Here is a 23,873-nt window from a genome sequence, read left to right as displayed (position 1 = left end):
GATGAATATGCCTATGCAATTGCGCTTGTACGGCCGCGAGTACTGCAGTCTTTGTCTGCATATGCGTGAGCAACTGGACGAATTGTCGCGCCAGCGCGGGTTCCACGTGAACTGGATCGACATTGACGACAATGACGACCTGGAAGAGCGCTACGGTGAGTTGGTGCCGGTGCTGACTGATTCGGGTGACCAGGAAATCTGCCATTACCACCTGGATATCGAGGCGCTGGATGCCTGGCTGGCCAAGTGTCAGCACGCATGATCGGCTCTGGTTTACGACGCCGGGCCGCTGCTTTTGTTCATAACAGCGATTTCCGGTAAAATCCTGCCCAATCATTCGGTTTTTAGCCAAGGGGCACGCATGGCGTGCCCCTTTTTGTAGTTGCGGCGGCGGTTTGGCCGGCGCCTATCCAGTTACATAAACAAGTCCCTAGATGAACCACATTCGTAATTTCTCCATCATCGCGCATATCGACCACGGTAAATCGACCCTTGCAGACCGCTTCATCCAGTTCTGTGGTGGTCTGGATGCTCGCGAAATGTCTGAGCAAGTGCTCGACTCGATGGATATCGAAAAAGAACGCGGCATTACCATCAAGGCCCAAACCGCAGCGTTGCAATACAAGGCCCGCGATGGTCAGGTATACAACCTGAACCTGATCGACACCCCGGGGCACGTTGACTTCTCGTATGAAGTCAGCCGTTCTCTGGCGGCGTGTGAAGGCGCGCTGCTGGTGGTCGATGCCTCACAAGGCGTTGAAGCCCAGACTGTGGCCAACTGCTACACCGCCATCGAGCAAGGTGTGGAAGTGGTTGCCGTGCTGAACAAGATTGATCTGCCAGCCGCTGAACCTGAGCGCGTGATTCAGGAAATCGAAGACATCGTCGGCATTGCCGCGGTGGATGCGGTGCGTGCATCAGCCAAAAACGGCATCGGCATTGAAGATATCCTGGAAGAAGTAGTAGCCAAAATTCCTGCCCCGCGTGGCAATCCGGATGGCGCGCTCAAGGCGCTGATCATTGACTCGTGGTTCGATAACTACGTGGGCGTGATCATGCTGGTGCGTGTGGTGGACGGCGAACTGCGCCCCAAAGACAAAATCCTGTTCATGTCGAGCAAGGCACAGCATTTGTGCGAGCAGGTGGGTGTGTTCACGCCCAAGTCGGTACAGCGGGATGCACTGCGCGCCGGCGAAGTAGGCTTTGTGATTGCCGGCATCAAAGAACTGGCCAGCGCCAAGGTTGGTGACACGATTACGCTGGTCAAAACACCCGCCACCGAGGCTTTGCCTGGCTTCAAGGAAGTCAAATCGCAGGTGTTTGCTGGTCTGTATCCGGTAGAAAGCCATGACTTCGAGTCACTGCGCGAATCGCTTGAAAAACTGCAACTGAACGACGCTTCGTTGCACTTTGAGCCGGAAGTCTCGCAAGCGCTGGGCTTTGGTTTCCGTTGTGGTTTCCTCGGGCTGTTGCACCTGGAAATCGTGCAGGAACGGCTTGAGCGTGAATTCGACATGGACCTCATCACCACCGCACCGACGGTAGTGTATGAAGTGGTGCTTAAAGACGGTGAAGTGATCGAGATCGAGAACCCGTCCAAGTTGCCGGACCCCGGCAAAGTTGAAGAAATCCGCGAGCCGATTATTACTGCCACCATTCTGGTGCCGCAGGATTACGTCGGTAACGTCATGACGTTGTGTAACCAGAAGCGCGGCGCACAACGCAATATGCAATACATGGGCCGTCAGGTCATGCTGACCTACGATATGCCGATGGCTGAAGTAGTAATGGACTTCTTTGACAAGCTCAAATCGGTGTCGCGTGGTTATGCCTCACTCGATTACGACTTCAAGGAATTCCGTGCGGATGATCTGGTCAAGCTCGACGTCCTGGTCAACGGCGAGCGGGTGGATGCGTTGAGTTTGATTGTGCACCGCGCCAGCTCGGTTTATCGCGGCCGCGAACTTGTTTCCAAAATGCGGGAACTCATTCCGCGCCAGATGTTCGATATTGCCATTCAGGCGGCAATTGGCGCGCATATTATTGCCCGGGAAACCGTCAAGGCCATGCGTAAAGATGTGCTGGCCAAGTGTTATGGCGGCGATATTACCCGTAAGAAAAAGCTGCTCGAGAAACAGAAAGCAGGTAAAAAGCGCATGAAGCAAGTGGGCAATGTCGAGATTCCGCAAGAAGCCTTCCTGGCGATTCTGCAGGTTAGCGACAAGTAAGCACGTGCTGCGTAAAGCTCTGCCTGTTTTGTTCCAATCCACCACATAACAAGGTTTCTGATGAACTGGCTTCTGATTGGCATCGTGATTACCTTGCTCGGCCCGGTCATGATCGCGCTGGGCAATAAACAAGAACGTCATGGTCCAGAGGCACCGCAACTGGTGCAATACGGCTATTTGTTTGCCATCGTCGGTGTATTTATCCTGCTGGTGCAATATTTCTCCATCGCCGCAGCCATGCTGGTATTTGTGCTGGTGACCGGCATTGTGTGGGTAATGGACAAGTTGGTCTGGGGCAAAAAACGCGGCGACAAACCGGTTGCGGATTGGGTTGAATACGGCCGCGGGTTTTTCCCGGTGATTCTGGCTGTGTTTGTACTGCGCTCTTTCGTGATCGAGCCATATCAGATTCCGTCTTCATCAATGCGCCCCGGCTTGGTAGTCGGCGACTTTATCGTCGTCAACAAGTTCTCTTATGGCTTGCGGGTACCAGTGCTGAATAACGTTTTTATGCCAGTCGGCAAACCACAACACGGCGATGTGATGGTATTCAACTATCCAGAAAATCCGTCCATCAATTACATCAAGCGCACCATCGGCTTGCCCGGTGATACGGTGGAATATCGCCACAAGCAATTGACCATCAATGGCCAGCCAGTGCCGACTGAAGATGCCGGTAACCTGGACTACGTGGAAGACGGTGTGCGCCTGGAACGCAACAAGCAATTCACTGAAAAACAAGGTACGCACACCTATAACACCCTGCAATCCGTTGATAATCCGCCATACGCGATGCTTTCGGAGGTGCGTGACTTTCCGTATCGCGAAAACTGCCGTTATGATGACGAAGGTTTTAGCTGCAAGGTGCCTGAAGGTTATTACTTCATGATGGGTGATAACCGCGATCATTCTGCAGATAGCCGTTATTGGGGCTTTGTTCCGGACAAATACGTGGTAGGTAAAGCGTTCCTGGTCTGGTTCAACCTGAAACAGCTTGGCCGGATTGGCACTTTCATCCGCTAAGTCATCGTGTCATCACGGCACCATTGCCGCATGAGCAAGCCAACCGGGCAATATGATCCGGGGGCAATAAGGGGATTAAAAATGCGCAAGCAAAGCGGGTTGTCTTTTATTGGATTCATCATTATCGCCATGGTTGTGGGCGCGGCAGCGGTGACCTTTTTCAAGGTCATTCCGGCTTGGGTTGAATACTTCAATATTCAGAAAACCCTCGCCACTTTGGTGAAAGAAGAGGCCGGTTCAACGCCTGAGCAGATTCGCGCTTCGTACAGCAAGCACGCGCAAATCAACGATACTGATTCGGTCAAACCACAAGATCTGGTGATCGTGCAGTCCGGTGGCGTAACAACAATCAGCGCGAGTTATGAACGTGTTGTGCCGCTAATGGGGAATGCCAGTTTGCTGTTTGCATTTGATGCTGAAAAATCCAGCGCATCACAGTCAGGGCAATAAACCGTGTCCATTGTGTTACCTCCCGAGCGCCTGCAAAAGGCGCTCGGTTATGTTTTTTCTGACGCACGCCTCATCAAACAGGCGTTGACCCATCGCAGCTTTGCTTCCACGCATAACGAACGTCTTGAGTTTGTCGGCGACGCCATTCTCAATGCGGTTGTAGGTCGGGCACTGTTCAATCACTTCCCGAAACTGAACGAAGGTGAGTTATCGCGACTGCGCGCCAGCCTGGTGCGGCAAGAGTCGCTGGCTGACGTGGCCAGTGAACTCAATATTGGCGACTACCTGTGGCTGGGCGAGGGCGAACTGAAAAGTGGTGGACATCGCCGTCCGTCGATTCTTGCCGATGCGCTTGAAGCCATTTTTGGTGCGGCGTGGCTTGATGGCGGTTTTGAAGCCGCTCAAGGCATGATCGAGCGTTTGTTTGTTCCCCGCATCGAAGCGATTGATCCATCGCGCGCGCTGAAAGACCCCAAAACCGCACTGCAAGAGTGGTTGCAGGCGCGCCATCACGCGTTGCCTGTTTATGAGGTGGTGCGCCAGGAAGGCGAATCGCCTAATCTGGTATTCGAGATTTCCTGCAGCGTACCGGCCCTCAAAGTCACCACCTCTGCGCTCGGACCGAGCCGCCGCGCTGCGGAACAGCTTGCCGCGGGCGAAGCCTTGGGTATGCTGAAAGAGAAATACCCGGGTAAGGCCCCCAAGCGCGCTTGATCCTCCCGCCGTTTACGAAATTGTTTTACTTGCCTGGAGCCTGTCATGGCTGATTCCGAAATTACTGTCGCGGGCGATGTTGCCAACGGCTTCCGTTGTGGTTTTGTGGCCATTGTTGGCCGCCCGAATGTGGGCAAATCCACACTCATGAATCACCTGATTGGCCAGAAGATCAGCATTACTTCGCGCAAGGCACAAACGACTCGCCATCGCATCACCGGGGTTTACACCAGTGAAGAAGCGCAGTTTGTGTTTGTCGATACACCGGGCTTTCAGACCCGCCACAAAAATGCCTTGAACGAGGCGATGAACCGTAACGTCACCACGACGCTGGCGGATGTGGATTGCGTGTTGTTTCTGATCGAGGCCGGTCAGTATGGCCCGGCGGACGAAGCGGTGCTCAAGCTGCTGCCCAAAAATCGTCCGGTATTGCTGGTGATTACCAAGATTGACCAGTTGACGCAAAAGAACGAAGTGCTGCCGTTTATTCAGAAAGTGGCAGACCAGTTCAACTTCCATGCCATCGTGCCGGTCTCTGCACTCAAGGGCCAGCAACTGGACGTGTTGCTCAAGACGGTACAACCACTGCTGCCGGAGTCGATTCCGCTGTATCCGGAAGACCATATCACCGACCGTAATTCGCGTTTTCTGGCGGCAGAAATCGTCCGCGAAAAGCTGTTCCGCGCACTCGGCGATGAACTGCCTTATGCCATGACGGTGGAAATCGAGAAATTCGACGAAGAAACCATGCGTGATGGCCGCCCGCTGTACCGTATCTACGCAGCGGTGCTGGTTGATCGCGACAGCCAGAAAGCCATTCTGATCGGCAAAAACGGCGAGAAGCTCAAGCGTATCGGCACCGAATCGCGCCAGGACATGGAAAAACTGTTTGACGCCAAGGTCTACCTGGAAGTGTGGGTCAAGGTCAAAAGCGGCTGGGCTGACGACACGCGTGTTCTGCGTCAACAAGGGTTCGAATAAGTCAATGTGCAGACTCTCGGGGCGCTTGCTTGGCAAGTCGCTCGACTAATTCTTCTTCAGCGGTAAAGCGTTCTCGCGGCGGTAAGTCCCAACCGCGCGTCGACGCGCAGCCCGCGTTTATCCTGCATCAGTATGCCTGGCGTGAAACCAGCCGCTTGCTGGAGGTATTCTCACGGGATCACGGGCGGATTTCCATCGTCGCGCGTGGTGCCCAGCGTGCCGGGTCGCAATTGCGTGGTGCGTTATTGGCGTTTCAGCCGCTGCTGATTTCCTGGTTTGGTGGTGGCGACGTCAAGACGCTGCACGCGGCCGATTGGCAAGGTGGTATCGCCCAGCCGACCGGTTTGCCTTTGCTGTGCGGGTTTTATCTGAACGAATTGCTAGTCCGGCTGATGCCGCGCGAGGAGCCCCAACCAGCGCTGTTCGCCGCTTACTTTGAGGCGATTCGGCAACTGGCAGCGTTGCCTTCGGCAGCTGGTAGCGAGGTTGAACCCATCTTGCGGGGCTTTGAGCTGGCGCTGTTGGCGGAGCTGGGGTACGGGCTGGAGCTGGAACGCGATATTCAAGGTGCGCCCATCGCCGCTGGGCGCAGTTATGACTACATCGCGAACCAGGGCCTGGTCGACGCGGGCGGGCAGGGTGGCCGGCTGGATGGCGAAGTATTGTTGGCATTGCGTCAGGGCAAACTCGATGACGAGCGTGCGCTGGCGCAAACCAAATTGTTGATGCGTCAGGCACTCGCTGCGGCGTTGGGTGATACGCCATTGCATACCCGCCAGCTCTTGCTGGATCTGCAGCGCTTGTAAGAGACATTCGGCACCGTAACCTGCGGGTTATTTGTATCGAGCTTGGGCCGGACCAACTGGTGTCTTATGATGAAAGTGTCAGCGGCATCCGTTTTTCTCATAATCGAGGACGATCTTGATCATGATGTTGCTGGTGGTGCCGATATAAATTGATGTACTGAATCGAAATACTGCGGAGAGCTTTGTTTATGGCTGGTGATCTTGCGCTGGGTGTCAATATCGATCACGTGGCGACGTTGCGAAATGCTCGCGATGCGCGTTATCCAAGCCCTGTTTTTGCCGCTCAAGTGGCGGAGCAAGCAGGGGCGGATCATATTACTTTGCATTTGCGCGAAGACCGTCGTCATGTGGGCGATGAGGATGTCCGTTTTATCAAGGCCCTGCTGCAGACGCGCCTGAATCTGCAAATGGCGCTGAATCCGGCGTTGCTCGACTTCACTTTGGGTGTCGCGCCGCAAGATGTCTGCCTTGTACCTACCGATGGGGAAGGCCATAACAGCACGCATGGTCTGGATGTGCGCGGCAATCGCGCCGAAGTTGGCGAATACATCAAAAAGCTGGCTGCATCGGGCATTCGGGTGTCAGTGCTGCTGGCACCGGACTTTGAACAGATCCGTCTGACTCAGTCTATGGGCGCTCAAGCTATTGAGCTGGATACCGGGCGCTATGCCCTGGCCAAAGACCGGCGCGCCCGCGAAACCGAATACGCCCGCATCAAGGTTGCCGCTGAATATGCCGCCAACCTTGGCTTGGCTGTGAGCGCGGGGCATGGATTGAATTATCATAACGTCGAGCCCATTGCAGCGATCCCGCAAATTGAAGAACTGAACATTGGGCATGCCATTATTGCGCAGGCACTGATCGTCGGTTTGCCAGCGGCGGTGCGCGAAATGAAAATGCTGATGATCCGCTCACGCTTGCCCGGTCGGCGAGATATTCCTGAGGATGACGAGAACTAAGCGCGCATTCTGTGATCCGGCAATGTAGCGTTGCAAGCCAATGGCGCTGGCACAGGATTTCAACCAATCAGTCAACAAATAAGGGGATGCCATGATTACCATCACTCATGAGCCTGGTTATGTTTCGGTTGCGGTTTTCAACGAATTTACCGTGCATGACTTCCGGCAGTTCGAAGATGATGTGCGTTACAAAATCAACTTTGAAGGCAAACCCAATTTGTTGTTCGACTTCACAGGTATGATGCGCTACACGCTGGATATGGCCGTGGAAGAATACAAATTCGCCCGCGCCCACAGCAAGGATTTCGGCAAAGTTGCGGTGGTAACCGACGACCAATGGATTACCTGGTCAGCCTGGTTGAACCAGTTGTTTTCGGACGCAAAGATCGAGATTTTTGACTCGCTGGACGAAGCCAAAGGCTGGCTGCTGGCAGATGGCACACAAGGGGCTGCCGCGTAGACGGCAAAGAACAGGATAACCATGAGAGCTTTTCTCAACAGCCTTTTTTCCAAGGATGCCTCCCCGCTGGATAACCCACGCCAGGTGACGGCGTGGTGTAGCAAACTTGAGCTTGCCGATCCGCAAGCCCAGCGCGACAAAGTGGCTGCGGTGGTGGATGAATTCCTCACCAGCCAGCGCAAGCCGGTGCCGGAATTGCTTGAAGCACTCATCAAGATCGACAATGGTGTGCAGGTTGGATTTGAGCGGATTCGTTATCAATACGTTTCCAACCCGCGCATGCCCAAAGAGATTGAGCAAAAACTGTGGCGTGATATCACCGGGCTGGCCAATTCCATGGTGGCGGCGTATCAGCGCTTTGCCAAAGTGGAAGCAGCTGACGCCGAGAAACAAGCCTGGGATGCGCTGATGCCGCTGGTGCTGGCGCGCAGCCTGCATTACGTGGCGATACTCGCCAAGTGGCATTACTTCCGCTTTGATCGGGTGCCGCCGCAGTTGTGGACTCAGGCCCACAGCATGTATCGGCTCTCGGAAATTGACGGTTTTGACTGTAACCCGTTCCCGCTTTATCCCCATCACGGTGCGGAAGTCAGTTCTTGTGCCGACGAATACATCCAGTTGCTGATGCTCAACACGGTGGCTTCCAACAATCTGTCGGTGCGTCAGCTGGACTGGACCGATCAATGGCTGGATAAATGGTCGCGCAATGTTTTGCTGGCGCGGCGTTTTCAACCAGACCACCACCATTTCTGCGTGAACCTGAGCGGCAAGCAGGGACCGGAAAAAATTGCTGAAGACAGTCGCGGCGATCCATATCGTTACTGGGGCATTTTTGAGCTGCTCAACGAAGTGCAAGCCTTGATCAGCAAGCTGGAGGCTGGTGCAGCGCCGCAAACGCTGGGTTTGGGCAACGACTGTCGTGCTCCGGCTTGCCTGGAGTTGCTCAAGCACCTGGACGTGTTCTGGAGCATGTCGATCCGCAACGCACAGATCTCGCGTAGCGACCGGCATGCCGTCAGCAAAGAAGCCCATGTGGTCAGCGGGCTGGATCGGCTGTTTCGCCATGTGCGGGTAGATAACGACAAGTTCTCGCGCCAGCCTGCAGGAACCAAACCTATCGTTGATGACGATGAAATCATGGATATGCGGCTCTACGGTTTTGTCTCGTCGCGTACGCGGGCGCGTCAGGCGCAGACGCCGCAGGTGGTGCAGCGTACCGAGCAAGCCGATTGGCAAAGCTGGCGTATCGAAAACGAATCTGAAGGCGGCTTCGGAGCCACGCTGGAGGCCGAAGGTGCCGAATGGGTCAGGCCAGGCGTGTTGCTGGGCATGCGCATTGGTCAGGAAGATACCTGGAAGGTTTGCGTGGTACGGCGGTTGTCGCGCGTGAACGAGTTGCAGGTCTATACCGGCGTGCAACTACTGAGCGGCACGCCTGTGGCCGTCAGCATCCAGAGCAATACCGCATCTCTCAAACCGCGTGCGCTGGAAGTTACCGAGTTTGATGCGTTTGACGGGGCAATTTTGCATTCCCAGAATTCGGCGCTGTATTTGCCGCATGAAGTCGATGGCGTCAGCGTCAATACCTTGCTGATGTACTCCGCCGATTACGACAGTGACCGTATCTACGAAGTGCAGGCGCGCGAACGCCACTTCACGGTAACGCTGGGTGCCATCCTCGATAAAGGCATCGACTGGACTTGGGTGACAGTACAAGTGGTGGCGCAGAAGCACTAAGCCAGGCCGGGATCAGGCTGGTTACTGGCAATAAAAAAGGCTTTGCCGTTATGGCAGAGCCTTTTTTATTGTGCTGGCCGGTGATCAGGCCAATACGGACTGCAGAAATTTGCCGATGCCTTGAATCTCGGGCAGGCAAACAGAATGCTGCATTGGCCAATGATGCCATTGCACCGGGTTGCCCAATTGCTCGGTTGCGGTTTTCGCGCGTTCACCCAAGGCGAATGGCACGACCGGGTCGCCGGTGCCGTGCGCAGCCCACACCGGAGTCTGCTGATTGGCAGCTCCACGATTTTGCTCGATCAGAGCCGGGGAGGGCCAGTAGGTTGAGAGCGCCACAATGCCTGCCAGCCGTTGCGGGTAAGTCAGCCCAGCGGTGTAGGCAATTGCCCCACCCTGCGAGAAGCCAGCCAGCACGATCTGCTCAGTCGGAATACCACGAGCATTCTGGTCTTTGATCAGCGCATCCACGTCGGCCAGCGATTGTTTGATGCCCGCTTCATCGGCATGCCGGTTGATCTCGTCAAAATACAGAATGTCGTACCACGCCCGCATGGTGTAGCCGTTATTGCAGGTGATCGGCATAAAGCGGGCATGCGGAAATACAAAGCGCACCGCCAGCGACTCTGGCAGGCCTAGTTCCGGCACCATGCCAGCGAAATCGGAGCCATCGGCGCCGAGGCCGTGCATCCAGATTACCGCCGCAGTCGGGTTGTCGCCGGTTTCCACTTCAATGGTGTCGAGCAGCGGGGAAGGTGTGGTGGTAGCAGTCACGCGATGAGTCCTTGTATTACCTTGAGCATGTCTTGACCAGTTCTACGGCTTGATCGCCGATTTGGGGCGAAAGGCTGCGACCACTTCCGGGTCGGTCTCTATGTACGGCCCTTCCAGCAACTGGATGCAATACGGCACGGCGGCAAAAATGCCCGGCACAATAATATGCCCCAGCCCGTCTTTCAGGCCTTCCAGCGTTTCGCGGATCGATTTGGGTTGCCCAGGCAAATTGAGAATCAGGCAGCGCTTGCGGATCACGCCCACCTGACGCGACAAAATCGCAGTTGGCACAAACTTGAGGCTGATCTGGCGCATTTGTTCGCCAAAGCCAGGCATCTCCCGGTCAGCCACCGCCAGCGTGGCATCGGGCGTAACGTCACGCAGCGCTGGGCCGGTGCCGCCGGTGGTCAGCACCAGGTCGCACTGCTCCACGTCCACCAGTTCGATCAGCGTGGCTTCAATCTGGGCTTGTTCGTCGGCGATCAAACGGTCGACGATTTCAAACGGAGTGGTGACCGCGCTGGCCAGCCACTCCTGGAGTGCCGGGATTCCTTTGTCTTCGTAGACGCCTTGCGAGGCGCGATCCGACACCGAAACCAGTCCAATGCGAAAACTCATGCCACGCGCTCCCGAGCGAGTTGTAATTGCCCGTTGGCGTGGCTCAGTTGCAGCTCGTTGTAATGGCCGATCTGCACGCTGGCCAAGCCCGTAATATCGGCACCGGCGGCGTGGGTGATAACTACGACAGGCATGCCTGCCTGGTGGGCGGAGTGAATGCCACTTTCGGCGTCTTCAAAGGCGACACAATGCGCCGGATGCTTGCCCAGCAGCGCAGCACCCTTCAGGTAGGGTTCTGGATGCGGTTTGCCAACGTCTACATCGTCCGCAGCGATGATCCACTGTGGCTGCGGTACACCTGCAACTCGTAGCTTGGCCAACGCAATGTCACGCGGCGCAGAGGTCACGATGGCCCATTGCGCCGGATGCAGTCGCTCCACAAAGTCTGCTGCGCCAGGAATGGCCGTTACACCCGTCATGTCGGCCATTTCCTCGGCCAGCAATTCATGCACTTCCGATTCGGCATCCAGATGTGGTGCTACCAGGCGGATGGTTTCTACGCCGCGCCGGCCGTGTATGTGTTGCAACAGATAATCTACGTCGATATCCCGCCGTGCCGCCCAGCCGCGCCAGATGCGCTCGATCAGCGGGGTGGAATCGACCAGCGTGCCATCCATGTCAAACAGAAATGCCTCGCACTCGACGCGCCATGTCATATCAGGCTTCCTCGTCTTCGTCCGCAGGTGGCATCAACGATTCCACGCTCGGCACAGTAGGTTCCTGAATATGTTGCTTGAGCAGCTGGAACAATTCGCGGAAAGACTTCGGCGGCTTTTGCAATTCGCGTTCGCGCAAGGTATTGCGAATCAGCTGGCGCAATTGCTGGACATTGACGTCAGGATAGTCGGCCACAAAAGTTTCTACTGCTTTCGGGTCTTCCAGCATTTTGTCGCGCAGGCGCTCCAGCTTGTGCAGCCAGGCATTGTGCGTGTCAGATTGCCCGGAGACGCGTGCCAGCAAAGCGTGGATCGGTGCCGGATCGACATCGCGCATCAGTTTGCCGATGAACTGTTTTTGCCGCGCAATCGCGCCATTTGCCTTCAGGCGCTTGAACTCGCGGATCGCCTCAACCAGGCGGTCGGGCAGGCCCAGGGTCTGGATCAGTTTCATGTCCAGTGGCAGCAATTGCCCGCCCAGATCCTGCAGCGCGGTCGCCTCGCGTTTCATCTGCGATTTGCTGGCCAGCTCGACGTCGTCGTCGTGCTGGTCGATAGATTCGTTGTTTGCCATGTTTGGGGCCATTACTGCAAAACCGCTATGATAACAAACTAGTTCGTCCCCAACCCCGCGCCTTTGCAATACGACAGTACCAGCGGGCGCGGCGAGGATACGCAAACCGATGCGCGAATGACTCTGGCAATACGCCGTTTTGCCACCATTTGAGCTAATACACACAGACAAACCGTCATCATTCATCATTGAATGGTGATTCGCGGCGGCCGATACCTCCGCCAGCCTTGAAGAGCCGAACAACCTGGCAACCCGCGCATGCAGACGCTGGGTGGTCCAATCAGCAAAAAAAGGAAAACCGTGTCCGGATTCAGTTTTAGCGAGCAACAACTGGCCGATCTGGTCGGCCAGGTTCTGGATGAAGCCCGTGACCAGGGCGCGACCGATTGCGATGTAGATATCTCGGAATCATTTGGTCAGAACGTCAGCGTGCGCCTGGGCGAAGTCGAAACCATTGAGTACAACCGCGACAAGGGTATGGGTGTCACGGTATATCAGGGTCAGCAAAAAGGGCACGCCAGTACCTCGGATTTTTCAGCCAATGCGCTGGCTGATACCGTGCGCGCCGCCCTGGCCATCGCCCGTTTTACTGCGGCTGATGAATTTGCCGGCTTGCCGGACAAAGCGTTGCTGGCTACGCATTTCCCCGATCTGGATCTCTACCACGCCTGGGATTTGCCAGTAGAAGAGGCGATCCGTCTGGCTACTGAATGCGAAGATGCCGCGCGGGCAGTTGATCCGCGCATTACCAATTCCGAAGGCGGTTCGGCCTCGACTCATGCCTCGCGCTGGGCCTACGGCAATTCGCTTGGTTTTGTCGGGACTGGCACCGGCAGCCGTTATAGTTTGTCCGCAGCCGTGATTGCCGAAGATGCATCCGGCATGCAGCGTGATTACTGGTACACCAGCATGCGCGATCCGGCAGAGCTGGAATCCGCCGTCAGCGTCGGGCGCAAGGCCGGGGAACGGGCGGTACGTCGTCTCGGGGCGAAGCGCGTCAAGACGGGCGAGTATCCGGTGCTGTTTGAAGCATCGCTGGCGTCGTCTTTACTGGGCAACTGGGTCAACGCCGTCAGTGGCAGCAGCCTGTATCGCAAATCGTCCTTCCTCACCGATAGTCTTGGCAAAGCGGTGTTTGCGCCTTGTGTGACGATTGTGGATGACCCGTTCCTGAAAAAAGGCCTGGGCAGCAGCGTGTTTGATGCCGAAGGTGTGGCCACGCAGCGGCGCACTTTGATCGATGCCGGTGTGCAGCAGGGGTATTTTCTCTCCAGCTACAGTGCCCGCAAGTTGGGCATGCAAAGTACCGGCAACGCCGGTGGCGCGCATAACCTGCTGGTGACCCCAACCGCCAGTTTTGAAGAACTGTTGGCTGAACTGGGCACTGGTCTGTTTGTGACCGAATTGCTGGGTCATGGCACCAATATGGTCACCGGCGATTACTCGCGTGGCGCGGCGGGGTTCTGGGTGGAAAACGGCAAAATCCGGTATCCAGTGGAAGAAATCACTGTAGCGGGCAATCTGCGCGACATGTTCAAGGACATCATCGGTATCGGCAGCGATATCCAGTTGTCGTCCAGTCGCCGCGTGGGCTCGTTGCTGATTCGCCGCATGACGGTTGCTGGCGAATGAGCGAAGCGCTGCGCCCGCAGTACTGGGATGAGGCCGTCGCTGCGCTGGCGGCGGCTGACCCGGTCATGGCGCAGCTGATTGCGCAATTCCCGGACATCAGCCTGCGCGGGCGCGGCGATGCTTATCAAACGCTGGCAAGGTCGATAGTCGGGCAGCAAATTTCAGTGAAGGCGGCGGAATCGGTCTGGGGCCGCTTTTTGACCGAACTGGGTGGCGTGCTCGATAGCCAGCAGTTGCTGGAGGTCGAAGTTGCCCGGCTGCGTGGTTGCGGCTTGTCTGGCCGTAAAGTGGAATACCTCCAGGATTTGTCGCGCCATCATGTGGCGGGTCGGCTGGATATGGCGGTGTGGCAGGCGTGGGACGATGACGCAATCGTCGCCGAATTGGTGAGCATTCGCGGTATTGGCCGCTGGACCGCCGAAATGTTTCTGATGTTTGCCATGCTGCGACCCAATGTCTTGCCGCTGGACGATATCGGCGTAATCAACGCCATTGCTCGGCTTTACAACGGCGGCGAACGGTTGCCGCCCAAAGCCATGCGCGAACTGGCCGAGCGCTGGCAACCGTGGCGCAGTGCGGCAACATGGTATCTGTGGCGCAGCCTGGAGGCTGTGCCGATCGAATACTAGCGGCACGTTGCGCCCTGACGCAGCTTTAGCGTTGTGCCATGGCCTTCATCACCGCTTCCCAGCCTTTTACCGCCTCTGGCCCGCAGCGGGCAAAGACTTCTTCCAGCAAAACAAACTGTGGCGATGACAAAGCCAGTTCCAGTTGCCGCCCGGCATCGGTCAGAGTCAGACATTTGACGCGCCGGTCAGCAACATCGGGCGCGGTTTCAACCAAGCCCGCTTCTACCAGTGCCTTGAGCGGACTGTGTACGGCTTGTTTGCTCACGCCCAGTTTATCCAGCAGTTCGTTCACGGCAATGCCGGGGTCGCGGCCAATGAAGTGCAACAACCGGTGGTGCACGCGATTCCAGCCACGCTGATCCAGCATGGCGTCGGGTGCCGCGGTAAAGGCGCGATACGCGTAGAACAAGAGTTCCTGCGCATCACTGAGTGCACGTTTCTGTGGCGACTTGGTTGTCATGTGCTTGGCCGGTAACTGTTATGGCTGAAAAGACTGGGCAATGATATTGACATTTAGGGCTGAGGGAAACAGCATATAGTCAAGTAGATTGACCTAAAAAAGGAAATGCCATGTTTGCTAAACGAATTGAACGCCTGACTTCGTCGCTGGTGCGCGATATTCTTGCCGCCGCCAGCCGCCCTGGCGTGATCTCGTTTGCAGGCGGTTTGCCAGCGGATGAAGCGCTGTTTCGGCCGGATATGGCCAGCACGGTATCATCGAGGGCGCTTGATTGCTGGCAGTACGGCCAGACCGAAGGCGAGCCTGCATTGCGCGAGTTGATTGCCGAACAAGGCCGCGCATTGGGGATCGATTGCACGGCGGCGCAAGTGCTGGTGCTGTCCGGTTCGCAACAAGGCATTGATCTGGTGGCCAAGTTGTTTATCGAAGAGGACACACGCGTCCTGGTCGAAGCCCCGGCTTATCTGGCGGCGCTGCAGGCATTTCGGCTGTTTGGTGCAGATTTCCAGCCGGTGGCGGTGGATACCGTATCCGGCCCCGATGTCGCGCAATTTGCCGAGGCCTTGAGTCGTTCGCAACTGGCTTATCTCACGCCCACCTTCCAGAACCCGTCGGGCTATTGCTATCCAGACGCCCAACGCCAACAGGTCGCCGCAGCGCTGGACGCCGCAAATGTGCCGTTGTTTGAAGATGATCCGTATCGGGAACTGGCCTTTGATGCGCCCGCGCCATTGCCCATTGTCGGTCGATTGAAAAACGCGCCGTGGGTATATCAGGGTTCATTCTCCAAAACGCTCGCTCCTGGCTTGCGCCTGGGCTTTCTGATTGCCCACCCGCAACTGGTGCCGCATCTGACCCGGCTGAAACAGGCGGCAGATTTGCATAGCAACCGACTGAGCCAGCAACTGGTAGCCAGCATGCTCAATGGCGGTTTGCAAGAGCATGTCCAGCGCGTGCTGCCCATTTACCGCGAACGCCGCGATGCCATGGATGCCGCACTGCATAAGCATCTGGGCGATCTGGTCACCTGGCAAAAACCGGTGGGTGGTTTGTTTTTCTGGGTTCGCTTCAAGCAAACCATCGACACCCATGCGTTAATGCAGCAAGCGCTGGCCGCCGATATCGCCATCATGCCGGGCGATGCCTTCTTTGCCGGTGCCGCCCCCGAAAGCTGTTTACGCCTCAATTTCAGCCATTCCAGCCCGGCCGACATCGAAGAAGGCATGACACGCCTGGCAAAGTTGCTGCGCTAGACCTGGGCGGCGACGGGTACAATGCCGCCTTTCACTGGTTACGGAATAAACGGTTATGCAGGCATCTAAAAGCGGCAATTCGCAGAAATGGCAAATGCTGCTGTTGCTCGCCGTCTTTTTGATTGGTGGCGCCACCATGATGATCGACGTATTGGGTGTCGGCGGTAACGATTCGGCCAGTGCGCCCGCTGAGGCATTGAGCGTTGGCGTGCAAGTGGGGCCAACCAAGCCGGGTGCCTATGCCTGCGCTTTCCCGGATACCGCACGGCGTAGCGTGGCTTATGTGCAAGCTGGCCAGCAGGACAAGTTTGCCGCTTTGTTCGACAGCAGCGAATGCCGCGAACTGCCGCGCGATCAGGATCTGGCCGTGGTCATGGTCACCGATGGCTACGTTCTGGTGCGCGGTACTGACAAGTTCTTTGATAAAGGCGCGTGGGCCCCACCGGGCATGCTGTACGTGGTGAATCAAGAGCAGGATCAATAAGCGCAACGGGCGCTGTGGCGCCTGCTGCCTGCCTTGCTGTATTGCCTCACTGCCAGTTTCTCTTCTCCTTCTCCCATTTTGTCTGTGGTCGGTTTCCCGGCCCGTCGTGCCCGTTCAAGGGTGCTGTGTGGGCTATAGATCCGCTTTCATTCCCCATCTTGTTGCCGTAATCCGCAAGGCCCAGCCATGCAGGGCATGCGCTATGCTGCGCTGACAACAAAAAGGGGGAGTCGCTGCGTGTTTGCAGGAATTGCTTACGGGGTGATGGCTGGGGCGCTGTGGGGCGTGATTTTCCTGGTGCCCCGCGTGCTGGACAATTTCAGCGCTGCCGAACTGATGGTGGGGCGCTATGTCGCCTACGGACTGGTATCGCTGGCATTTCTGTTGCCCACATTACGCGCCGTGCTGCAGCGGCTCGAGCGTCGTGACTGGATTACGCTGTTGTGGCTGAGCGTCGCTGGCAATCTGGTGTACTACTTGATGCTGGCAATTGCTGTGCAACGGGTTGGCGTGGCGGCCACCTCGCTGGTGATCGGCATGTTGCCTGTACTGGTTACGCTGGCAGGCGGCGCGGATCATAACGCGGTCAGCCTGCGCAAATTGATCTGGCCCTTGGCGGCGATTGTGCTTGGCGTGTTGTGTAACGGGGCTGACGTGCTTACGGCCACTTTGCCCGCTGGCTATGCTCAAAGCATTGGCGCCAAGTTGGTCGGGTTGCTGGCAGCAACAGGTGCCTTGCTGGCCTGGAGCGCCTACGCCGTGGGCAATGCCCGCTATCTGATGCGGCGCACTGATCTTTCCAGTCACGACTGGTCATTGCTGATGGGCGTTACTACCGGCGTGCTGGCACTGCTGGTGTCAGTGGGCGTTATGGCGCCACTGCTGTCTGCCAATACTGCGCCGCGCGCCTGGGGCTGGTTCACTGTGGCGATGTTTGCCATTGCCATTGGGCCTTCCATGATCGGCACTGGCCTGTGGAATGCCGCCACCCGCCGTTTGCCGCTGACCTTGGGCGGGCAAATGATCATCTTCGAAACGGTGTTTGCGCTGCTTTACGGTTTTCTCTACGAGGCCCGCATGCCCCGTCCGCTGGAGCTGGCGGCGATTTTCTTGTTGCTGGGTGGCGTGGCCGGATCATCGTGGGTGCATGCAGTGCGACATCCGCCAGAGCATCCCGGCTGATGCCACGACCATATCTGCAACAGGCGACCGGTCATCTCTATTGCGTGCTTGTGCTGGAAATCCCCAACTACGCAGAACAATATACTGCGGTATTTTTGCAACTTAGAAATAACAAATTGTACCTTGCATAAGACGTGGTTTATTGTTCTTTCTGACTAATGCCTGCGCAGATGAGTACCTGCGTACTGAACTGGCAGAGCTCGATAAGGCACGCAACGAGGACTGCATGGCAAAGCTGGATCAGATCGACCTGGAAATCCTGGAAACCCTGCAACGTGAAGGGCGCATGACCAATGTGGCGCTGGCCCGGCAAGTGGGGCTGAGCACGACGCCATGTCTGGAAAGGGTACGGTCGCTGGAAGAGTCTGGCGTGATCAAAGGCTATGCCGCTCAGTTATCTACTGAAAAGCTGGGTCTGGGCTTGATGGTGTTTATTGAAGTTTCGATGGAAAAAACATCAGAAACTGCATTTGAAGAATTCCGTAAAGCAGTACTGGAGATTCCGGAAATTCTGGAGTGTTTCATGATTGCCGGCGGGTTTGATTACCTGCTGAAGATACGCGTGCCGGATATGGCGTCTTATCGCTCATTTCTGGGTAAAGCATTAAGTGGCATTCCGGGTATTCGGGTTACCCACAGCTATACGGTGATGGAAGAGGTTAAAGAATCAACCTCGGTTTCACTGAGCCATCTCGCTCAAAAATCAGAATAAAAAAGAATACTGGATTCACGACACTGCAACTGACCACGCCTGGCGCGTGCGGATCGTGCTGGCTGCTGCATTGGTGGCCACAAGCGGGCCGTGGTCAAGGCGGTGTCGTGGTTAAGGATTTTGGTGCCTTACTGCAGGGCAAGGCATTGAGTGGCAGTGCTTTCGTTTGCAATAAACGAATTGAAAATATGTAGCGACTTTGTACCGAATGCGTTCATAACAGCGGTAATGCTGCTTTGATAATGCATAGCGAATACGCGGTGTCCGAAAACAATGACGGGCACAGACCCGTATATCACCGTTTGCTGGTATTTGATTTATATCGACTGTATCAATGCAGACATAATTTCGTATGTAATTGTGCTGCATGAATCACTAAATCTTTCACTGTATGTTTCATTTATGGAGATGAGGATCATGAAAGCGGCATTGAAGAAAAGCATTATCGTGGCAGGCTTGGGGCTGGCCACGCTGCTGGCCGTACCAGCTTGGGCCGATTATTCGGTCGGTATTGCCGGTCCAATGACGGGTGAATACGCCTCCGCCGGTGCGCAAATCCGCAACGGCGCAGAAATGGCCGTGGCCGATATCAACGCCAAGGGCGGCGTGCTGGGCCAGAAGATCAAACTGGAAGTCGGCGATGACGCTTGTGATCCAAAACAAGCCGTGTCGGTGGCCAATGCCATGGTCAACAAGCACATCGTATTTATGCATGGTCACTGGTGTTCCAGTTCGACCATTCCGGCATCAGATATCTACAACGATGCGCAAATTCCAATGGCTACCGTGTCCACCAACCCGAAGGTCACTGAGCGCGGCTTGAAGAATATCTTCCGCATCATGGGGCGCGACGATCAGCAAGGCGGCGTGGGCGGTGGGTTCCTGGCTGAGCATTTCGGCAGCAAGAAAATCGCCGTGATCGATGACAAGAGTGCCTACGGTAAAGGTCTGGCTGATGAAATGGCCAAGGGTCTGCAAAGCAAAGGCGTGAAACCGGTGCTGCGTGAATCCATCACCGCCGGTGAAAAAGACTATTCCGGCATCGTCACCAAGCTCAAGGCTGCGGGTGTGGAGGTCGTGGCTTACGGTGGTTATCACACCGAAGTAGCGCTGATTCTGCGCCAGGCTCAGCAAGCTGGTCTGAAGTTGACCATTCTGGGCGGCGATACCATGAGTAACAACGAACTGGTGACTGCTGCCGGTGGTGACAACGCCAACAACGTGCTGTTCACCTTCGCCCCGGATTCGCGTCTGGAGCCGGGCGCTGCTGACGTGGTCAAGCGCTTTCGCGACAAGAAGATCGAACCCGATGGCTATGTGCTGTACGCCTACGCGGCCATGCAGTTGTTCCAGCAAGCGGCTGAAAAAGCCAAGAGCGTGAAGTACGCCGATCTGCAAAAAGCATTGGCAAACGGTTCCTTCAACACCGTGGTGGGCACGCTGTCGTTTGATGCCAAAGGTGATCTGAAAGTCCCGGCATTCAGGGTGTATCAGTGGAAGGGCAACAAGTACGAATACTTCAAGTAAGAGAGCCGCTAACAAAACCCTGCAGGCTGCGTTGCGCTTACTTGCCGTACTAATCGTACTGTTTGCGTTTCGCGCGCCTTGTGCCTACCTGGTGCATCGCTTCGCTGGGTTTTGTCAGGGCTCCAACAGGTACCTGTGCAGCGTGGCGGGCCAGTTACACCGCCTGCCATGCTGCAACCTGCCTACCCACACTGGAGCAACCCTTGTCATGGGGCAGTTCATTCAGCAATTGATCAACGGCCTCACCCTGGGTGCGGTCTACGGTTTGATCGCACTCGGTTATACGATGGTGTACGGCATCATCGGCATGATCAACTTCGCCCACGGCGACATTTATATGGTCAGCGCCATTATCTCGGTGACTGCGCTGACGCTGATGAGCGCGATGGGCATCACCGCAGTGCCACTGGCGCTGGCGCTGGCGCTCATCATTGCCATCGCATTTACCTCGGTTTACGGTTGGGCGGTGGAGCGCACTGCTTACCGGCCACTGCGCAACGCCTCGCGCCTGGCGCCGCTGATTTCCGCGATCGGGATGTCCATTTTTCTGCAGAACATGGTGCAGATCACCCAGGGCGCCCGCGTCAAACCCATTCCTACCATGATGCCTGGCGGCATTGAACTGTTCAGCCACAATGGTTTCTCTGTTCACCTCGCGTGGACACAAATCATGATCTGCGTGGTGACAGTAGTGTTGATGGTGGCATTTACCGGCCTGATCACCCGCACCTCCTTCGGCCGCCAACAGCGTGCCTGCGAGCAAGATCGCAGCATGGCTTCACTGCTGGGGATTGATGTCGACCGGACCATCTCATACACCTTCATGCTGGGCGCCGCGCTGGCGGCAGTCGCCGGTGTGATGGTCACCGTGTATTACGGCGTGGTGGATTTCTCGATTGGCTTTGTCGCAGGCATCAAAGCGTTTACCGCAGCGGTACTGGGCGGCGTGGGTTCATTACCAGGCGCCATGCTCGGCGGTTTGCTGATCGGGCTGATCGAATCGTTCTGGAGCGCGTATCTGTCGCCGGAATACAAAGACGTCGCCACCTTCGCCATTCTGATCATGGTGCTGATGTTCCGCCCCAGTGGTTTGCTGGGCCGGCCAGAAGTGGAGAAAGTCTGATGAACGCGCTTGTTGAACAAGACCTGGGCGGCATCATGGCGGCCCGTTTGAAAGACGCATTGCGCATCGGCCTGGTCGCGCTATTGCTAGGCCTTCCCATGCTCGGGCTCGCCACGCAGGATCAGGGCAGTGGACTTACCGTATTAACCCGCTGGCCGCTGCTGGCCGAATTTGTCGGCGCAGTGTTTGTCGGGCGATTGGTATTGCAATGGCTGGTGGATCATTTTCATCTGCGCAAACTGCAACGCGAACGCGTCGCCGCCAAAACCGCCGTGGTGGTACAACGACCGTGGCTGGCATGGCTGGGGCGAGTGATGCTGGCGTTTGCGCTGGTGCTACCGATTGCGTTTTCCGGTAATCGCTACGTGGTGGATACCGCAACCACGGTGCTTATCTACGTGATGCTGGGTTGGGGTTTGAACGTGGTGGTGGGTCTGGCTGGCTTGCTGGATCTGGGCTACGTGGCGTTCTACGCGGTGGGCGCGTACAGCTACGGCTTGCTGTCGACGCTGTTTGGCTGGGGCTTCTGGCAGACTTTGCCGGTGGCGGGCGGCATGGCTGCGTTGTTTGGTGTTCTGCTGGGCTGGCCTACCTTGCGTTTGCGCGGCGATTATCTGGCGATTGTGACGCTGGGCTTTGGTGAAATCATTCGTATCATTCTGGTGAACTGGACTGACTTTTCCGGTGGCCCTAATGGGATCAACTCCATTCCGCGCCCCAGCTTTTTTGGCCTGGAATTCAAACCACCTGGCGATACGCCGACGTTTGCCTCGTTCTTCCACCTGGACTACTCGGCCGATCAGCGTGTCATTTATCTGTATTACCTGATTCTGGTGCTGGCGTTGCTGACCAATCTGTTTGTCTCACGCTTGCGCCGTTTGCCGGTGGGCATGGCGTGGGAAGCGGTGCGTGAAGATGAACTGGCCTGCAAAGCGCTCGGCATCAACGTCACCGGCATCAAACTCTCTGCCTACGCCATTGGCGCCATGCTGGGCGGTTTCGCCGGCGTGTTCTTCGCCGCGCGCCAGGGGTTTATCTCTCCAGAAAGCTTTGTGTTTTCCGAGTCTGCCACCATTCTGGCCATCGTCGTGCTCGGTGGGCGCGGTAGCCAGTTGGGCGTGGTGTTTGCCGCGCTGTTGCTGGTGGTATTGCCGGAACTGGGCCGGGATTTCTCGGAATACCGCATGCTGTTGTTCGGCGCCGCCATGGTGCTGATCATGGTGTGGCGTCCGGGCGGCATTATCGCTCGGCGTGAACCAACGCTGCGACTGGTCGGGTTGGTTGCAGAGCAGGGGGCCGCGCCATGAGTGCTGCCAACAACCCAACCTTGCTGGAAGTGAAGAACCTGACCATGCGTTTTGGCGGGCTGACCGCGCTGGATGATCTGTCGCTGGATGTCCCCGCGGGCAAAGTCACCTCCATCATTGGCCCCAACGGCGCGGGCAAAACCACCTTCTTCAATTGCCTGACTGGGTTCTACAAACCCACTGTGGGCGATGTGCTGATGCATCACCCCAAGCACGGTGATATGGCACTCAATAAACTGCCGTCGCATCTGGTGGCGCGTAAAGCCGGGGTGGTGCGGACATTCCAGAACATCCGCTTGTTCCCGAGCATGACGGTGCTGGAAAACCTGATGGTGGCGCAATACAACGCACTGCAGCGGGCGTCACGGTTTTCGATTGCCGGTTTGCTGGGGCTGGCCAGTTATCGGCAGGCCCAGGATGAAGCGCTGGAAAAAGCCCGCACCTGGCTGGAACGGCTGGGTTTGCTGGATCGCGCCAATGTGGCTGCGGGCAACTTGTCTTACGGCACGCAACGGCGCATCGAAATCGCCCGCGCTTTGTGTGTCGATCCGCTGCTGTTGTGCCTGGATGAACCAGCGGCGGGGCTGAACCCGCGCGAATCCGCCGAGCTTAACGAGTTGCTGCTGTATCTCTCGCGTGAACACGACAAAGGCATTTTGCTGATCGAGCACGATATGAGCGTGGTGATGCGGGTATCGGACCAGATTTGCGTGCTTAACTTTGGCCACAAGATTGCCCAGGGCACGCCGCTGGAAATCCAGCATGATCCAAACGTGATCAAAGCGTATCTGGGCGAAGAAGACACGGCGGAGGTGGTGTTATGAGCATGCTGCAATTTACCGGCGTACATGCCCATTACGGCGCCATTCACGCTTTGCGCGGTGTTGATCTGCATGTGGAAAAAGGCGAGATCGTTACCTTGATTGGTGCCAACGGCGCGGGTAAATCCACCCTGATGATGACGCTGTTTGGTCAGCCGCGTGCCTCGCAAGGGACGGTGACTTACCAGGGCGAAGACATTACCCGTTTGTCCACGCACCAGATTTCGCGCAAAGGCATTGCGCTGGTGCCGGAAGGGCGACGGATTTTCCAGCGCATGACCGTGCTGGAAAATCTGCAAATGGGCAGCACCTTTGCCGATGCCGCGCACTTTGCCGAAGACCTGGCGCGCATGTTTGTGATGTTCCCGATTCTGGAGCAACGTCAGGCACAACGGGCTGGCACGCTTTCTGGCGGCGAACAACAAATGCTGGCCATCGCCCGCGCCTTGATGGGTCGCCCGCAACTGCTGTTGCTGGATGAGCCTTCACTGGGCCTGGCGCCGCTGTACATCAAACAAGTGTTCCGCATTATTCGCGAACTGAACGACACCTACGGCATGACCATCTTGTTGGTCGAGCAAAATGCTCACCATGCCTTGCGGGTTGCGCATCGTGGATACGTGCTGCAGCATGGCGGCATTGTGCTGGCGGGCACCGGCAAAGAATTGCTGGAAAGCCCGGAAGTACGTGCGGCGTATCTGGAAAGCGGCGCCCACGCAGTTTAAAGTCTGGCCTTCGCGGCACGTTCGTTTTTTGCGGGCGT

The 23,873-nt window shown here is 56.6% G+C and carries 26 protein-coding genes; 21 read left to right on the top strand and 5 right to left on the bottom strand.

Features of this window, described 5'->3' with window-relative positions; all coding sequences use genetic code 11:
- Position 1 precedes the first annotated feature (1 nt).
- The 10 genes from N7220_RS02820 to N7220_RS02775 all read left to right on the top strand — a co-directional run bounded on the left by N7220_RS02820 (position 2) and on the right by N7220_RS02775 (position 9,358).
- On the top strand, positions 2 to 262 hold the full coding sequence (locus N7220_RS02820; protein ID WP_390901553.1) for a glutaredoxin family protein: 261 nt from the start codon (positions 2 to 4) through the stop codon (positions 260 to 262).
- Between the two features lie 172 nt (positions 263 to 434).
- The gene (lepA, locus tag N7220_RS02815; protein WP_283149964.1) at positions 435 to 2,228 is read left to right on the top strand and encodes a translation elongation factor 4; all 1,794 of its coding nucleotides are present in this window, start codon (positions 435 to 437) and stop codon (positions 2,226 to 2,228) included.
- Positions 2,229 to 2,288: 60 nt separating this feature from the next.
- Positions 2,289 to 3,251 carry a signal peptidase I gene (gene lepB, locus N7220_RS02810; protein WP_283149963.1) on the top strand — a complete coding sequence of 321 codons (963 nt, stop codon included), beginning with the start codon at positions 2,289 to 2,291 and terminating at the stop codon, positions 3,249 to 3,251.
- Between the two features lie 81 nt (positions 3,252 to 3,332).
- Positions 3,333 to 3,701, top strand: coding sequence for a DUF4845 domain-containing protein (locus N7220_RS02805; protein ID WP_283149962.1), 369 nt, complete (start codon positions 3,333 to 3,335; stop codon positions 3,699 to 3,701).
- A gap of 3 nt (positions 3,702 to 3,704) precedes the next feature.
- Positions 3,705 to 4,415, top strand: a complete 711-nt coding sequence (gene rnc, locus N7220_RS02800; protein ID WP_283149961.1) for a ribonuclease III — start codon at positions 3,705 to 3,707, stop codon at positions 4,413 to 4,415.
- 45 nt (positions 4,416 to 4,460) lie between these two features.
- On the top strand, positions 4,461 to 5,396 hold the full coding sequence (gene era, locus N7220_RS02795; protein ID WP_283149960.1) for a GTPase Era: 936 nt from the start codon (positions 4,461 to 4,463) through the stop codon (positions 5,394 to 5,396).
- 29 nt (positions 5,397 to 5,425) lie between these two features.
- Positions 5,426 to 6,202 carry a DNA repair protein RecO gene (gene recO, locus N7220_RS02790; protein ID WP_283149959.1) on the top strand — a complete coding sequence of 259 codons (777 nt, stop codon included), beginning with the start codon at positions 5,426 to 5,428 and terminating at the stop codon, positions 6,200 to 6,202.
- Positions 6,203 to 6,390: 188 nt separating this feature from the next.
- Positions 6,391 to 7,161, top strand: a complete 771-nt coding sequence (locus N7220_RS02785; protein WP_283149958.1) for a pyridoxine 5'-phosphate synthase — start codon at positions 6,391 to 6,393, stop codon at positions 7,159 to 7,161.
- Between the two features lie 91 nt (positions 7,162 to 7,252).
- Positions 7,253 to 7,621 carry a SpoIIAA family protein gene (locus N7220_RS02780; protein WP_283149957.1) on the top strand — a complete coding sequence of 123 codons (369 nt, stop codon included), beginning with the start codon at positions 7,253 to 7,255 and terminating at the stop codon, positions 7,619 to 7,621.
- A 21-nt stretch (positions 7,622 to 7,642) separates the two neighbouring features.
- The gene (locus N7220_RS02775) at positions 7,643 to 9,358 is read left to right on the top strand and encodes a hypothetical protein (protein ID WP_283149956.1); all 1,716 of its coding nucleotides are present in this window, start codon (positions 7,643 to 7,645) and stop codon (positions 9,356 to 9,358) included.
- Positions 9,359 to 9,442: 84 nt separating this feature from the next.
- Here the strand turns inward: N7220_RS02775 and N7220_RS02770 are convergent, their stop codons facing one another.
- From N7220_RS02770 to yjgA, 4 genes are read right to left on the bottom strand one after another with little or no spacing between them, the layout of a single operon-like run.
- Positions 9,443 to 10,132: an alpha/beta hydrolase gene (locus N7220_RS02770; RefSeq protein ID WP_283149955.1), complete on the bottom strand. Its 690-nt coding sequence runs from the start codon at positions 10,130 to 10,132 to the stop codon at positions 9,443 to 9,445.
- A 42-nt stretch (positions 10,133 to 10,174) separates the two neighbouring features.
- Positions 10,175 to 10,750, bottom strand: coding sequence for a molybdopterin adenylyltransferase (mog, locus tag N7220_RS02765; RefSeq protein WP_283149954.1), 576 nt, complete (start codon positions 10,748 to 10,750; stop codon positions 10,175 to 10,177).
- Entirely contained in the window at positions 10,747 to 11,406 is a 660-nt protein-coding gene (locus N7220_RS02760; protein WP_283149953.1) for an HAD-IA family hydrolase, read from the bottom strand. The genes mog and N7220_RS02760 overlap by 4 nt, the downstream gene beginning before the upstream one ends.
- A 1-nt stretch (position 11,407) precedes the next feature.
- The gene (yjgA, locus tag N7220_RS02755; protein WP_283149952.1) at positions 11,408 to 11,980 is read right to left on the bottom strand and encodes a ribosome biogenesis factor YjgA; all 573 of its coding nucleotides are present in this window, start codon (positions 11,978 to 11,980) and stop codon (positions 11,408 to 11,410) included.
- A 300-nt stretch (positions 11,981 to 12,280) separates the two neighbouring features.
- Between yjgA and pmbA the strand changes: the two genes are divergently transcribed.
- Complete coding sequence (pmbA, locus tag N7220_RS02750; protein ID WP_283149951.1) at positions 12,281 to 13,612, top strand: metalloprotease PmbA; 1,332 nt, start codon at positions 12,281 to 12,283, stop codon at positions 13,610 to 13,612.
- Positions 13,609 to 14,241, top strand: coding sequence for a DNA-3-methyladenine glycosylase family protein (locus N7220_RS02745; RefSeq protein WP_283149950.1), 633 nt, complete (start codon positions 13,609 to 13,611; stop codon positions 14,239 to 14,241). The genes pmbA and N7220_RS02745 overlap by 4 nt, the downstream gene beginning before the upstream one ends.
- Before the next feature lie 25 nt (positions 14,242 to 14,266).
- Here the strand turns inward: N7220_RS02745 and N7220_RS02740 are convergent, their stop codons facing one another.
- Positions 14,267 to 14,701, bottom strand: coding sequence for a MarR family winged helix-turn-helix transcriptional regulator (locus N7220_RS02740; protein ID WP_283149949.1), 435 nt, complete (start codon positions 14,699 to 14,701; stop codon positions 14,267 to 14,269).
- A gap of 110 nt (positions 14,702 to 14,811) precedes the next feature.
- Between N7220_RS02740 and N7220_RS02735 the strand changes: the two genes are divergently transcribed.
- The 9 genes from N7220_RS02735 to N7220_RS02695 all read left to right on the top strand — a co-directional run bounded on the left by N7220_RS02735 (position 14,812) and on the right by N7220_RS02695 (position 23,835).
- Positions 14,812 to 15,954 (top strand): aminotransferase-like domain-containing protein, encoded by a 1,143-nt coding sequence (locus N7220_RS02735; RefSeq protein ID WP_283149948.1) that lies wholly within the window; start codon positions 14,812 to 14,814, stop codon positions 15,952 to 15,954.
- Positions 15,955 to 16,009: 55 nt separating this feature from the next.
- Entirely contained in the window at positions 16,010 to 16,438 is a 429-nt protein-coding gene (locus tag N7220_RS02730; RefSeq protein ID WP_283149947.1) for a hypothetical protein, read from the top strand.
- Between the two features lie 237 nt (positions 16,439 to 16,675).
- Positions 16,676 to 17,620 (top strand): DMT family transporter, encoded by a 945-nt coding sequence (locus N7220_RS02725; RefSeq protein WP_283149946.1) that lies wholly within the window; start codon positions 16,676 to 16,678, stop codon positions 17,618 to 17,620.
- Positions 17,621 to 17,846: 226 nt separating this feature from the next.
- The gene (locus N7220_RS02720) at positions 17,847 to 18,332 is read left to right on the top strand and encodes an Lrp/AsnC ligand binding domain-containing protein (protein WP_283149945.1); all 486 of its coding nucleotides are present in this window, start codon (positions 17,847 to 17,849) and stop codon (positions 18,330 to 18,332) included.
- Positions 18,333 to 18,749: 417 nt separating this feature from the next.
- Positions 18,750 to 19,859, top strand: coding sequence for a branched-chain amino acid ABC transporter substrate-binding protein (locus N7220_RS02715; protein ID WP_283149944.1), 1,110 nt, complete (start codon positions 18,750 to 18,752; stop codon positions 19,857 to 19,859).
- Positions 19,860 to 20,067: 208 nt separating this feature from the next.
- The gene (locus tag N7220_RS02710) at positions 20,068 to 20,982 is read left to right on the top strand and encodes an ABC transporter permease subunit (RefSeq protein ID WP_283149943.1); all 915 of its coding nucleotides are present in this window, start codon (positions 20,068 to 20,070) and stop codon (positions 20,980 to 20,982) included.
- Entirely contained in the window at positions 20,982 to 22,289 is a 1,308-nt protein-coding gene (gene livM / locus N7220_RS02705; protein WP_283149942.1) for a high-affinity branched-chain amino acid ABC transporter permease LivM, read from the top strand. Before N7220_RS02710 ends, livM begins: the two co-directional genes overlap by 1 nt.
- Positions 22,286 to 23,113 carry an ABC transporter ATP-binding protein gene (locus N7220_RS02700; protein ID WP_283149941.1) on the top strand — a complete coding sequence of 276 codons (828 nt, stop codon included), beginning with the start codon at positions 22,286 to 22,288 and terminating at the stop codon, positions 23,111 to 23,113. Before livM ends, N7220_RS02700 begins: the two co-directional genes overlap by 4 nt.
- Entirely contained in the window at positions 23,110 to 23,835 is a 726-nt protein-coding gene (locus N7220_RS02695) for an ABC transporter ATP-binding protein (RefSeq protein WP_283149940.1), read from the top strand. The genes N7220_RS02700 and N7220_RS02695 overlap by 4 nt, the downstream gene beginning before the upstream one ends.
- Positions 23,836 to 23,873: the final 38 nt, after the last annotated feature.

The sequence above is a fragment of the Silvimonas soli genome (genome assembly GCF_030035605.1).
Classification (GTDB): Bacteria; Pseudomonadota; Gammaproteobacteria; order Burkholderiales; family Chitinibacteraceae; genus Silvimonas; species Silvimonas soli.
This window is presented reverse-complemented; position numbering and strand designations above follow the sequence as displayed.